The following is a 12730-nucleotide window of genomic DNA, read 5'->3' on the forward strand; positions in this document are numbered from 1 at the left end:
CGTGTAACACAGGTCGCTCCCGGCATCCTGCCTCCCGCGACATTAGCACGTCCGTGTGCGGCACAAGACAAACTACTCCTTATTCGACATTAGCGGCAGAAGAATGGATAACTTTAGTGTCTCGGTCAAATTTTATTCGTTGGTGACCCGGTTGACTTCCTCAAGGCTGGTAACGCCCTGTTTGACCTTCTTCAGCCCCGACTCGCGCAGGTCGGCGACCCCTTCTTTTTTGGCCTGATCGTTGATCTGCATGGAGTTGCCGTCCGCCATGATGATACGCCCCATTTCCTCGGAGACCGTCATGACTTGATAGATGCCGACCCGGCCGCGGTAACCCTCGGCGCAGTTCTCGCAGCCGGCCCCGGGGCCGTAGACCTTGAAATTGCCGATCTCTTCCGGCTTGAAGCCTTCTTCGAGCAGCGCCTCCTTCGGAATGTCCAAGGGTTTTTTGCAATGGGGGCACAAACGCCGGGCGAGGCGCTGGGCAATGATGAGCGAAATCGAGGAGGCGATGTTGAATGGCGCGACACCCATGTTCACCAGCCGGGTCAGGGTCTGCGGGGCGTCGTTGGTATGCAGGGTGGAGAGCACCATGTGGCCGGTCTGCGCGGCCTTGATGGCGATCTCGGCCGTCTCGAGGTCGCGGATCTCTCCCACCATGATGACGTCCGGGTCCTGGCGCAGAAAGGCGCGCAGCGCCGAGGCGAAGGTGAGGCCGGCCTTGGGGTTGACATTGAGCTGGTTGATGCCGGGGAGATTGATTTCCACCGGGTCTTCGGCGGTGCAGATATTGCGGTCGGCGGTGTTGAGGATAGTCAGCGCGGTGTACAGCGACACGGTCTTGCCGCTGCCGGTGGGGCCGGTGACCAGCACCATGCCGTAGGGGCGGTGGACGGCGTCTATAAAGAGTTTCTTTTGCTCTTCTTCGTAACCCAGCGCGTCTATGCCGTGCTGGGCGCTGGCCGGGTCCTGGATGCGCATCACGATCTTTTCGCCGAACAGCGTGGGGCAACTGCTGACGCGGAAGTCCACTGCGCGATTCTTGGAGATCTGCATCTTCATGCGGCCGTCCTGCGGGACGCGCCGCTCCGAGATGTCGAGCCGCGACATCACCTTGAGCCGTGCGGCGATGCGATTGGCGAGCGCTACCGGCGGCGAGGCCACCTCACGCAGCACGCCGTCCTGGCGAAACCGCACCCGCAGCGCCTTTTCATAGGGCTCGAAGTGGACGTCCGACGCCCCTTTGTTGATGGCGTCCAACAAGACCTTGTTGACGAACCGCACCACCGGCGTGTCGTCTACATCCGCCTCGGAGGCATCAGCCGCGGCCTGCTCGTCGCCGGAGGTGATCTGGAGGTCGTCCAGACTGACATCGTCCAGAGCCGAGATGGCGCTATCGCGCGCCTCCAGGACCTTGTCTATGATCTTGGCGAGCTTGTCCTCCTCGACCAGTACCGGCTCGGTGTTGAGGCCGGCATGGAACTTGATCTCATCGAGGGCGCGTACATTAGTGGGGTCGGCTACCGCGACAAACAACTTATTGCCGCGCTTGAAGAGCGGCAGGGTGTGATGCTCGCGCATCAGTTTTTCATCCACCTGGGCCGCGGCGGTTTGATCCATGTCCATCGCATTGAGATCGAAAAGCGGCACGCCGAACTCCTGGGAGGCGGCGGTGGCGATGGCCCGGCTCGACAGGATTCTGCTTTGCACGAGGTAGGTGACAAAGGGGACCTTGCTGCGCAGGGCCTGTTCGTAGGTCTGCTGGGCCAGGGCCTCGGTCAACAGGCCGTCCTGCACCAGGCGGCGCCCCAACCCGCTCACGTTGAGTTTTACGTTCGATATGGCCATGATCTAATAATATCGTACCGTTTAGGCTTGAACTTAAGGAAACTCTGATACATCAGAGCTTGCTTAATAGTAGATTATTGCATGGCAAATAGCCAATAGCCGAGGAGCGGCAACTTGTCATCGCTTGAGGCTCCAAGTACCATGCTTGTTTGTCTGTATAAAAGGCTTCGGAGCAAAATATGTTTCACGGCAGTATGGTAGCCCTGGTCACGCCGATGCAGGCGGACGGCGCGCTCGACCCGGAGTCCCTGCGGCGCCTGGTCGAGTTTCACATTGAGCAGGGCAGCAACGCCATCGTGGCGGTGGGCACTACCGGCGAATCGGCCACCCTGGACGAGGAAGAGCATTGCAGGGTGATCCGCCAAGTGGTGGATTTCGCCGCCGGGCGCATCCCTGTCATCGCCGGGACGGGCGCCAATTCGACCACCGAGGCCATCGTCCTCACCCGTTGCGCCATGCAGGCCGGCGCCGATGCCTGTCTGCTGGTCACGCCCTACTATAACAAGCCCACCCAGCAGGGCCTGTATCTCCACCATAAGGCGGTGGCCGAGGCGGCGCCTATCCCGCAGATCCTCTATAATGTTCCCGGCCGCACCGCCTGCGACATGCTGCCGGAAACGGTGCAACGGCTGGCGGCCATCCCCAACATCATCGGCATCAAGGAGGCCACCGGAGACCTCGCGCGGGCGCGGGAGATTCTGGATCGCTGTGGTGATACAATAGATATTTATGCGGGCGACGACGCCACCGCGATGGACATTATTTTAATGGGTGGCAAGGGAGTCATCTCGGTGACGGCCAATGTAGCGCCCCGGCTCATGCACGAGATGTGCGCGGCGGCGCTGGCGGACGACCGGGCCAAGGCGTCTTCCATCAATAACCGTCTGATGGCCCTGCACAAAGACCTGTTTATCGAGTCCAACCCCATCCCCGTGAAGTGGGCGCTCCATCAAATGGGTCTGATCCCGCCCGGCATTCGCCTGCCGTTAACCCCGTTGTCCGCGGCCGCTCACGACCGCGTGCGGCGGGCCCTGCAACACGCTGATCTAATATAGGTTGCACTATGGTACGTATGAGCAGACTGTTTCCACACTCTATTATTGTTCTCTGCCTGACGGCGCTCAGCGCCTGCGGCACAATCTCCGCCAAGCTGGATGAGATGGGCCAGGACCAGAGAACCGATTATAAAAAAAGCCAGACCCTGCCCCCGCTGGAGGTGCCACCCGACCTCACCAGCTCGACCATAGATGAAAGCCTGGTCGTGCCGGACATCACCCCGTCGGGCAGCGCCACCTTCTCTGCCTACAGCGGGGAGCGCAACGACCCGGCCGCCGCGCGCGGCGAGAACGTGTTGCCCGCACAAGACACCGTTCGCATGGAGCGCGAAGGCGACAAGCGCTGGCTGGTCATCAAGGGCGAGCCGGCGCAGATCTGGCCCAAGGTGCGCGAGTTTTTTATCCAAAGCGGCTTCCTCATCAAACAGGAAGATCCCAAGATCGGCATCATGGAGACCGACTGGATGGAGAACCGCGCCGACATCCCCAAAGATCCGATCCGCTCGGTGCTGAGCAAGGTGTTCGATTCGCTTTACTCGGCCGCGACGCGCGACAAGTTCCGCGTCCGGTTGGAGCGCGGCAAGGAGGATGGCACCACCGAGCTGTATATCTCACACCGTGGCGTCGAAGAGGTGGTAAAGGGTACCGATACCATCTGGCAGTCGCGGCCCTCCGACCCGGAACTCGAGGTCGAGATGTTGAACCGGCTGGTCGTGTCGTTTGGCATGGATGAACAAAAGGCCAAGGCGTTGCTCGCCCAAGCCGCGCCTGAGCGTCCGCGCACCGCGCTCACGCGCGATGCCGGCGGCCAGACTGCATTGACGGTCGAGGAAGATTTCTCGCGCGCCTGGCGGCGCACCGGACTCGCCCTCGATCGCGTCGGCTTCACCGTCGAAGACCGTGACCGCTCGCGCGGCCTGTATTTTGTGCGCTATGCCGACCCGCTCAAGGATGAGAAAAAAGATGCAGGATTTCTATCGAAATTGAAATTCTGGGGAGGCAAGGATGACAAAGCCATCGCCGAGCAATACCTGGTCAGCCTGATCAGCGCCGAGTCCAAGACGCGCATCGTGATACTCAACAAAGACGGCAAGCCCGAGAATTCAGAGACCTCCAACCGCATCCTGGCTTTGCTTGAAGAGCAGTTGAAGTAAGGGGTCCGTAAGCGCAACTTCCCGTGCGCTTCGCCAGCTTGGGCAGCGGTAGTCGCGGTAACGCGCTGCTGATCGAGCACGGCGACAGTTGTGTACTGGTGGACTGCGGCTTTACTCTGGCGGAGACCGAGAGACGCCTGGCGCGGCTCGAGAAATCGGCCGAACAGCTCACCGCCGTCCTCGTCACCCACGAACACGCCGATCACGTAGGAGGGGTGGGCCTGTTGGCGCGCAAATATTCTCTGCCCGTGTGGATGACGCCCGGCACCTGGTCGCCCGCCCGCTTTGGCGACATTCCTCGCTTAAACTTTTTCAGCAGCCACACGCCGTTTACTCTGGGCTGCCTACAGATACACCCCTTTCCGGTACCGCACGATGCCCGCGAACCCGCTCAGTTTGTATTTGATGACGGGCGTCACCGCGCGGGCCTCCTGACGGATACCGGCCGCAGCACGGCGCACATCGAAGAGATGTTGAACCGCTGCGATGCGCTGCTCCTGGAATGCAACCACGATCCGGCGATGCTGACTAACGGCCACTACAGCGCGAGCCTGAAACAGCGCGTCGGCGGACCGTTGGGGCATCTTTCCAACGACCAGGCCGCGCAACTGCTGGCGCGTCTGGATCATTCACGGCTGCAGCACGTCGTCGCCATGCATCTTAGCGAGCACAACAACACCCCGCAGCTTGCGTGCCGGGCACTCTGCGAGGCGCTACGCTGCACGGAAGAAGAGGTGATCGTGGCGGACCAGCGCGCCGGGTTGGCCTGGCAGGTGCTGGCGTAGCTGGGCAATAGCCGCGCGTTGAGAATTTTGCTAAAATCCACACTTGTTCCAGCCTGATAAAACCCAGACCTAGACCCATGCTGCAACTGCGCGGTGCGCCAGCCCTCTCCGCCTTCCGCCTCGAGAAGCTGCTTACCCGGTTATGCCAGGCGGTGCCCAGGCTCACGCAGGTTCATGCCGAATTTCTCCATCTTGTAGACCTCGACGTCGCCCTCACCCCTGAAGAACACGAGCGGCTTATCCGGCTCCTGAGCTACGGCGGTTCAGGGGCGGAGGCTGACTCCGCAGAGGCTGCGTCCTTGCTCGTGGCGCCGCGCTTTGGAACCCTCTCCCCGTGGTCCAGCAAGGCCACCGACATCGCCCATCGCTGCGGCCTGAACAAGATCAAGCGCATTGAACGTGGTTTGATGTACCGCTTCACGATGAGCGGTCCAGCGCTGACACATCAGGAACTCGGCCTGATCGCACCGCTTATCCACGACCGCATGACGCAGCAGTTGTTGAGTGATCCTTCCGCCGCGCGACACCTCTTCCAGAAAGCGGAGCCCGCGCCGCTGACCACCGTGGATGTGAGGGGCTTGGGGCGCTCGGCGCTGTTCAATGCCGATCAAAAAATGGGCTTGGCGCTATCGTCCGATGAAATCAACTATCTTTTGGAATACTTTGCGGCGGTCAAACGCAATCCCAGCGACGCCGAGTTGATGATGTTCGCGCAGATGAATTCCGAACATTGCCGGCACAAGATTTTTAACGCCGACTGGATCATTGACGGCGAGCCGCAGGCGCTCTCTCTGTTCGCCATGATTCGTAACACCCACCAGAAAAATCCGCAGGGCGTTCTTTCGGCCTATAAAGACAATGCCGCAGTCATGCAGGGTTCCAGGGCGGGACGGTTCTTTCCAAATCCACAGAATCAAGAATATTCCTCCCGCGCTGAAGACACGCATATCTTGATAAAGGTGGAAACCCACAATCACCCCACGGCAATTTCGCCGTTTCCGGGTGCGGCCACCGGCAGCGGCGGCGAGATCCGCGACGAAGGCGCCACCGGTCGCGGCGCCAAGCCGAAGGCAGGCCTGTGCGGATTCTCGGTCTCGCATCTGCGAATTCCTGAATTTTCGCAATCATGGGAAACGGAAAATTACGGCAGGCCGCAACATATCGCGTCGAGCCTGGAGATCATGCTGGAAGGGCCGATCGGCGCGGCGGCGTTTAACAATGAATTCGGCCGCCCGGCTATCTGCGGCTATTTCCGCACCTTCGAGATGCGCGTGCCCACCGAGTACGGCTCCGAGTGGCGCGGTTATCACAAACCCATCATGCTGGCCGGCGGTCTCGGCAATATCCGCGCGCAGCATGTTGAGAAAGACACCATCCCCCCTGGGGCGGCGCTCATCGTACTGGGTGGGCCGGCGATGCTGATCGGCCTGGGCGGCGGTGCGGCCTCGTCCATCGCCGCCGGCACGGGCGATCAGGCGCTGGACTTCGCCTCGGTGCAGCGCGACAACGCCGAAATGCAGCGCCGCTGCCAGGAGGTGATAGACCGTTGCTGGCAGATGGGCGATGACAATCCCATCATCTCCATCCATGATGTGGGCGCGGGCGGGCTGTCCAATGCGTTACCGGAGCTGGTCAACGACAGCGGGCGCGGCGCGCGCATCGAGCTGCGCAAGATTCTGAACGACGATCCGGGCATGTCGCCCATGCAGCTCTGGTGCAACGAGGCGCAAGAGCGTTACGTGCTGGCGGTTGCGGATGAGCGAGTCGCCGGGTTTGAGGCACTGTGCGCGCGGGAGCGCTGCCCTTACGCCGTGGTCGGCACGGCCACCGCGGAGCAACAGTTGATTCTGAGCGACGCCCATTTTCAAACTACGCCGATAGACATGCCGCTCCAGGTGCTGCTGGGCAAGCCGCCCAGGATGGCGCGTAACGTCGCGCGGATTGCGCCGGCAAAAACCCGTTTCGACACGCACGGGCTCGACCTGCACGAGGCCGCATTGCATGTGCTGCGCTTTCCCGCCGTGGCGAGCAAAGGTTTTCTCATCACGATCGGCGATCGTACCGTGGGCGGGCTGGTTGCCCGCGACCAGATGGTAGGGCCGTGGCAGGCGCCGGTGGCCGATGTAGGCGTCACCGCCGCCGGTTTCGACGCGTACACCGGCGAGGCGATGGCCGTCGGCGAACGCACGCCGCTGGCGCTGCTCAATCCCGCCGCCTCGGGGCGCATGGCGGTAGGCGAGGCGATCACCAACATCGCTGCTGCCCGCATCGCGACGATCTCCGACATCAAACTCTCCGCTAACTGGATGGCGGCCGCGGGCTATCCGGGCGAAGACGCCGCGCTGTTTGATACGGTGCGAGCCGTGGGTATGGAGCTGTGCCCGCAGCTCGGCATAGCCATTCCCGTCGGCAAGGATTCACTCTCCATGAAAACCCTGTGGCTCGACGGCGACATCACAAAGCTTGTCGCTGCGCCGCTGTCGCTGATCGTGAGCGCCTTTGCACCCGTGCTCGATTGCCGCAAGACGCTCACGCCGCAGTTACGCAGCGACCGGGGCGAGACCGCGCTGATCCTGGTTGATCTTGGCATGGGAGAAAACCGGCTGGGCGGTTCGGCGCTGGCGCAGGTCTATAATCGCCTGGGGAGAGAGTCGCCGGACTTGAATGATCCGGCTCTGCTGAAATATTTTTTTGCAGCGATACAAAAACTCAACGAGCAAGAGTTGCTGCTTGCCTATCACGACCGCTCGGACGGCGGTCTGTTTGCGGCGGTGTGCGAGATGTCCTTTGCCGGGCACACCGGTGTCAGCGTACACCTCGACGGCGTTGACGGCAATACCTGCGCGGCGCTGTTCAGCGAAGAGCTGGGCGCCGTTTTGCAGGTACGCATGGCGGATAAGGAACGTGTCCTTACCTTCTTGAATGAACATGGACTGGGCCGCTACAGCCACGACTGCGGCCGGCTCAACGACATGGATCGCATCGTCTTCACGCATCACGGCAAGACAATACTTTCCGATACGCGCGTGAACTTGCAGCGCGCCTGGATGGAGACGTCGTATCAGATGCAGAAATTGCGCGATGATCCGGTTTCCGCGCAACAGGAATACGACGCCCTGCTCGATGCGCTGGATCCGGGCTTAAGCGCCAGCCTGACCTTTGCCGTCAACGAAGACGTTGCTGCACCCTATATCAAAAAAGGCCTGAAGCCGCGCATCGCCGTGTTGCGTGAACAGGGTGTCAACGGCCACGTCGAAATGGCCGCCGCCTTTGACCGCGCGGGCTTCACCGCCGTGGACGTGCACATGAGCGACATTTCGCAAGGGCGCAGACGTTTGGACGAATTTCAGGGCATGGCGGCGCCCGGCGGATTTTCGTACGGCGACGTGTTGGGTGCGGGCGCCGGCTGGGCCAAGGCGATCCTGTTTAATGCACGTGTGCGCGATGAATTCGCCGCATTCTTCAATCGCGGCGACAGCTTTGCATTGGGTGTTTGCAACGGCTGTCAGATGATGTCGCAGTTGCGAGAGATGATCCCCGGCGCAGCGGACTGGCCGCAGTTTGTACGCAACAAGTCGGAACAATTCGAGGCGCGCTTTTCACTGGTGGAGATCCCGCGCTCGCCCTCGTTATTCTTCCAGGATATGGCGGGTTCGCGCCTCCCGGTCGCCGTTGCGCATGGCGAGGGCCGCGCCGAATTCCAGACCGGCGCCGGTCCACGGCAGGCGCTGAACCAGGGATTGGTCGCCTTGCGCTGGGTGGACAATTACGGCAAACCGGCCGAGGTCTATCCCGCGAATCCCAACGGTTCGCCGCTGGGCATCTGCGGTCTCACCACCCCCGACGGCCGATTCACCATCCTGATGCCGCATCCGGAGCGCGTATTCCGCACCGTCGCCAACTCCTGGCATCCGGACGAGTGGGGCGAAGACGGCCCGTGGCTGCGCATGTTCCGCAACGCGCGGAAGTGGATGGGTTGAAAGTGAGGGAATCTCTGAACTATTATCGCTAACCGCCAAGGTCGCCAAGAACGCCAAGATTTTTTACTTATACTTATAATTCAGTTTTTTCTTGGCGGCCTTGGCGCCTTGGCGGTTCAACATAAACTATTCTGAACTTCCTTGGAGAGAATAGGAGGCTCAAGGCCACTGCCTGGCATGGTGCAGCAGGCGCAAAATCTGCACAACATCACCCCGCACCCAGTACACGGCAATGAAGGGGGTCCCCGATATGACCAGCTCACGAGTACCTTGCATACGCCCGGGCCGGCCGATATTCGGTTGATCTACCAGATACTCCACTGCTTCGCGTACTCGTTCCGCCATACGACTTGCCGCCCGCGGATCGTCCAGGGCGATATAACGCCCGGCCTCCTGAATATCCTCGAATGCAGGTAGCGTCCACTCAAGGCGCACGTTTACCCCAGCGTTTCAGTTCAGCGATGGCCTTGTCGTGGCTTACCACATCGCCACGCTTTGCCGCAGCAACGCCTTTCTGGATAGCCTGCACTTGCCACTCTTGCAAGGCTACATATTCTTCAATAGCCTGTGCCGCGAGATAAGACTTAGAGCGATCCGTGGCCTTGGCTAGGCGCTCCAGGCGCTTAGCCAGATCATCTTCTACGCGCACTGAGATCAACGCATTGTTACTCATATTCTCACCTCATGTTTCCATTATCATCATTTATGATGATAATGATCGCTTATGCTGTTGTCAACCGTCACCGCATCGAATCAAGATGAAGCCGGGGTAGCTCACTCTGAACGTGCCTCGCCAAAAAAAAACCGCATCAGAACGGCCATTTACCATTGAATGGATAGTCGTGTAATATAAACTATAGTCCCATTGGAGTAATGCCATGATCTTGCATACCACCGAAGTCACACCCTTGCCGGAATACCGGCTTGCCGTTCGTTTTAACAACGGAGAAAACGGCATCATTGACCTATCCGCAGAGCTGACTGGCGACATGTTTGCACCCCTGCGCGACCCTGAACTTTTCGCTACTGCCTATCAGCATCCAGAAATGCGCACCGTAGCCTGGGCCAATGGTGCCGACTTGGCGCCGGAGTTTTTGTTAGACCTGCTGCATGGTCAGCAACAAGCGGCGTGATGTTGCGAGCAGCGGTAGTGCTATAGATCAGGCTGCGTAAGCTGCCTGACGATCAGCAGGATGAGCCAATGCTACGTTTACCCCAGCCTACTTCTCCAGTGGCAAGAAAGTAGACCTGACCCTCGCTTCGCTTCGTGCAGTGGCAAGAAAGTAGACCTGACCCTCGCTTCGGACCTGACCCTCGCTCCTGCAGCCGCGCGCGATAGCGCGTCGGCTGCAGCGATTTGTTTGGCAAATGCTGGGTATGTCCAATGAGGCCGTCCTACCGGCGAGCTGCGATTTTTTCCAGTACATGGCGCGTCATGCTGAGCGCAAGCTCGTGCTCGCCCATGAATACCGCTCCCGCATGCTCGCTGCGCAGCAGCGCCGCCTCTTCCTCACCGTGGGTGCGCACCGAAACCTCGACCTGCGGATTAAGCCCGCGCGCGATCTCTATCATGCGACGCGCACGCAGCGTATCGGGGGTCGCAATCACCAACATATGCGCCCGCGCAATATGTGCTTGAACAAGGACGGCCGGGTCCGAGGCGTCACCCGCGACGGCATGGATTCCGTGTTCGCGCAACGTCTCGACCAACTCACGGTTCTGCTCTGCCACGACGAACGGCAACCGGTGTTCGGCCAGCGCCTCGCCGATACGCCGGCCGACGCGGCCATAGCCGACGAGCACCACATGGCCCGTAACTTCGCGCGACTCGACCGTCATCGGCAACTCCGCCAGGGGATCATCGGGACGCTCCAGGGCGAGCGCGAGTTTCGAGCGCGATCGAATCCAGGCCTGCGCGGGTTCGACCGCCTGGAACACCAGATGGTTGAGCGAGATCGAGATGAGCGCCCCGGCCAGAATGAGATTCATACCCTCTCTCGGCAGGAGTCCGAGGGAAACCCCGAGTCCCGCCAGGATGAACGAGAACTCGCCGATCTGTGCCAGGCTTGCCGACACCGTGAGCGCGGTGTTGAGTGGATAGCGGAAGGCCAGGACCAGCAAAAAGGCGGCCAGCGATTTGCCCACGACGATGATCGCGACCACGGCCAGCACCTGCAGCGGCTGTTGTATCAAGACATTTGGATCGAACAGCATGCCCACGGACACGAAGAACAGCACCGAAAAGGCGTCTCGGAACGGCAGGGACTCTTCCGCGGCCCGATGACTGAGATGCGACTCGCGCATGACCATGCCGGCGAAAAAGGCGCCGAGCGCGAGGGAGACGCCGAACAGTTGCGCGGAGCCGTAGGCGATGCCCACCGCCGCCGCAATCACGCTCAAGGTGAACAGCTCGCGCGAGCCGGTGCCGGCAACGTAGCCGAGCAGCCACGGGAAGACCCGCCGTCCGACCACCAGCATGAGGGCGACAAAGATCGAAACCTTCCCGAAGGTGATCAAGAGCGCTTTCAGTAGACTCCAGCCGGCGGCGCTCTCGGCGGCGTCACCGGTGCCGCCGCCCAGCCACCCGGACAGCGGGGGCAACAACACGAGCGCCAAAACCATCGCCAGATCCTCAACGATCAGCCAGCCGATCGCGATCCGACCGTTGATGGACTGGAGCAGGCCGCGCTGCTCCAATGCCCTGATGAGTACGACCGTACTGGCCACTGAAAGTGCCAGACCGAACACGAGGCTCGCACCCGGGCTCCAACCCCAGAGGATGGCGACGCTTGCGCCGAGGGCCGTCGCTACCGCGATCTGAACGATGGCGCCGGGCAAGGCGATTCGACGAACAGCCAACAGGTCAGCGAGGGAGAAGTGCAGCCCGACACCGAACATCAGCAGGATGACGCCGATCTCGGCCAATTGGCCCGACAGTTCGGCGTCAGCAACAAAACCTGGCGTAGCAGGGCCGAGCATGACACCGGCAATCAGGTAGCCAACCAAGGGCGGCAGCTTCAGTCGGCTGGCGATGAGGCCCATCATCAGGGCAAGGCCCAGACTGGCGGCAATGGTGGTGATTAAGGTGATGCTATGGGGCATGTATCTTGTCGCCTAACGTGGAGCTAAGGGGCTGCGCGCTTTTGCGCAGTCCCGCTTGAGTGATGCAGAGTTAGCCTTTTACTTGATAACACCGCATACCATACGCGCACCGCCACCGCCAAGCGGAGCAGGATGATCTGCATGATTGTCTCCACCCACATGTACCATCAGCGAACGGCCTGCAAGGTCTGCCGTCTTGAGGCGAGGAGCGAGTACCGGTTGGCTGGCGTTACCTTCCGCATCCACGAAGAGTGCGGGCAGATCACCCAGGTGGCCTTCACCCCAAGGCGTGTCATGGCGTTTTGTGTCGAGCGGGTCGTAATGGCCACCCCCAGCAAGCGCGGGAACCATTTTCCCCTCCTTCTCCTTCGGCTCACAGCTTGGGTTTTGGTGCAGATGGAACCCATGCAACCCAGGGGGAAGCCCTTTCAGTGACGGCGAAAATACCATGCCGTACTTTGATTCAGTGATTGATACCTGTCCAACGCTAGCGCTAACACCCTTTGCATCGACCATGGACATTTGCACTGTTGTGTCGGCCATTGCACTGCCAGCGCAGAGCATGAGGGAGAGTGACGTGAGTTTCAGCTTCATAATATTTCCTTTCATGGTGGGTTAAAAACAGGGGGCTAACGTGAAGTTAACCGGCGGCGCGCTTTTGCGCAGGAATCTTCCCCCAATAAAATTGACACCTGATTAAGCGAATTGAATTTCATACTTCGCGGGTGACACATAATTTAAAGATGAGTGCATTCTACTGTGGTTATAGAAAGGAAAATAGCTGCGCAATGCAGTAAGCAATTGGC

General features: G+C 60.4%; 10 protein-coding genes. 5 read left to right on the forward strand and 5 right to left on the reverse strand.

The genetic code is table 11. The annotated features are described in order from the left end of the window. Positions 1–132: 132 nt before the first annotated feature. Positions 133–1848 (reverse strand): type IV-A pilus assembly ATPase PilB, encoded by a 1716-nt coding sequence (pilB, locus tag HY028_07795; protein ID MBI3344737.1) that lies wholly within the window; start codon positions 1846–1848, stop codon positions 133–135. A gap of 179 nt (positions 1849–2027) precedes the next feature. On the opposite strand from pilB, the gene HY028_07800 reads away from it, so the two are divergent. The 4 genes from HY028_07800 to purL all read left to right on the forward strand — a co-directional run bounded on the left by HY028_07800 (position 2028) and on the right by purL (position 8822). Continuing rightward, positions 2028–2903, forward strand: a complete 876-nt coding sequence (locus tag HY028_07800) for a 4-hydroxy-tetrahydrodipicolinate synthase (GenBank protein MBI3344738.1) — start codon at positions 2028–2030, stop codon at positions 2901–2903. A gap of 17 nt (positions 2904–2920) precedes the next feature. Further along, the gene (gene bamC, locus HY028_07805; GenBank protein MBI3344739.1) at positions 2921–4057 is read left to right on the forward strand and encodes an outer membrane protein assembly factor BamC; all 1137 of its coding nucleotides are present in this window, start codon (positions 2921–2923) and stop codon (positions 4055–4057) included. Between the two features lie 23 nt (positions 4058–4080). Next, a complete protein-coding gene (locus tag HY028_07810; GenBank protein ID MBI3344740.1) occupies positions 4081–4842 on the forward strand; it encodes an MBL fold metallo-hydrolase in 762 nt (253 codons plus the stop codon). A gap of 77 nt (positions 4843–4919) precedes the next feature. Continuing rightward, positions 4920–8822 (forward strand): phosphoribosylformylglycinamidine synthase, encoded by a 3903-nt coding sequence (gene purL / locus HY028_07815; GenBank protein ID MBI3344741.1) that lies wholly within the window; start codon positions 4920–4922, stop codon positions 8820–8822. Positions 8823–8981: 159 nt separating this feature from the next. On the opposite strand, the gene HY028_07820 is transcribed toward purL, so the two are convergent. Next, the gene (locus HY028_07820; protein ID MBI3344742.1) at positions 8982–9257 is read right to left on the reverse strand and encodes a type II toxin-antitoxin system RelE/ParE family toxin; all 276 of its coding nucleotides are present in this window, start codon (positions 9255–9257) and stop codon (positions 8982–8984) included. Further along, positions 9247–9495, reverse strand: coding sequence for a ribbon-helix-helix protein, CopG family (locus tag HY028_07825; GenBank protein MBI3344743.1), 249 nt, complete (start codon positions 9493–9495; stop codon positions 9247–9249). The genes HY028_07820 and HY028_07825 overlap by 11 nt, the downstream gene beginning before the upstream one ends. Before the next feature lie 205 nt (positions 9496–9700). Here HY028_07825 and HY028_07830 point away from each other — a divergent pair, with 205 nt between their 5' ends. After that, a complete protein-coding gene (locus HY028_07830; GenBank protein MBI3344744.1) occupies positions 9701–9955 on the forward strand; it encodes a DUF2442 domain-containing protein in 255 nt (84 codons plus the stop codon). 262 nt (positions 9956–10217) lie between these two features. Here HY028_07830 and HY028_07835 read toward each other — a convergent pair whose 3' ends face one another. Then, positions 10218–11924, reverse strand: coding sequence for a Kef family K(+) transporter (locus tag HY028_07835; GenBank protein ID MBI3344745.1), 1707 nt, complete (start codon positions 11922–11924; stop codon positions 10218–10220). 78 nt (positions 11925–12002) lie between these two features. Beyond that, complete coding sequence (locus HY028_07840) at positions 12003–12533, reverse strand: superoxide dismutase family protein (protein ID MBI3344746.1); 531 nt, start codon at positions 12531–12533, stop codon at positions 12003–12005. Between the last annotated feature and the right edge of the window lie 197 nt (positions 12534–12730).

Source organism: Gammaproteobacteria bacterium (assembly GCA_016195665.1).
Lineage (GTDB): Bacteria > Pseudomonadota > Gammaproteobacteria > SURF-13 > SURF-13 > JACPZD01.

Coding starts and splice junctions, on each gene's coding strand:
- purL (MBI3344741.1), top strand. CDS start 4,920: ATGCTGCAACTGCGCGGTGCGCCAGCCCTCTCCGCCTTCCGCCTCGAG.
- HY028_07800 (MBI3344738.1), top strand. CDS start 2,028: ATGTTTCACGGCAGTATGGTAGCCCTGGTCACGCCGATGCAGGCGGAC.
- HY028_07835 (MBI3344745.1), bottom strand. CDS start 11,924: ATGCCCCATAGCATCACCTTAATCACCACCATTGCCGCCAGTCTGGGC.
- bamC (MBI3344739.1), top strand. CDS start 2,921: ATGAGCAGACTGTTTCCACACTCTATTATTGTTCTCTGCCTGACGGCG.
- HY028_07840 (MBI3344746.1), bottom strand. CDS start 12,533: ATGAAAGGAAATATTATGAAGCTGAAACTCACGTCACTCTCCCTCATG.
- pilB (MBI3344737.1), bottom strand. CDS start 1,848: ATGGCCATATCGAACGTAAAACTCAACGTGAGCGGGTTGGGGCGCCGC.
- HY028_07830 (MBI3344744.1), top strand. CDS start 9,701: ATGATCTTGCATACCACCGAAGTCACACCCTTGCCGGAATACCGGCTT.
- HY028_07825 (MBI3344743.1), bottom strand. CDS start 9,495: ATGAGTAACAATGCGTTGATCTCAGTGCGCGTAGAAGATGATCTGGCT.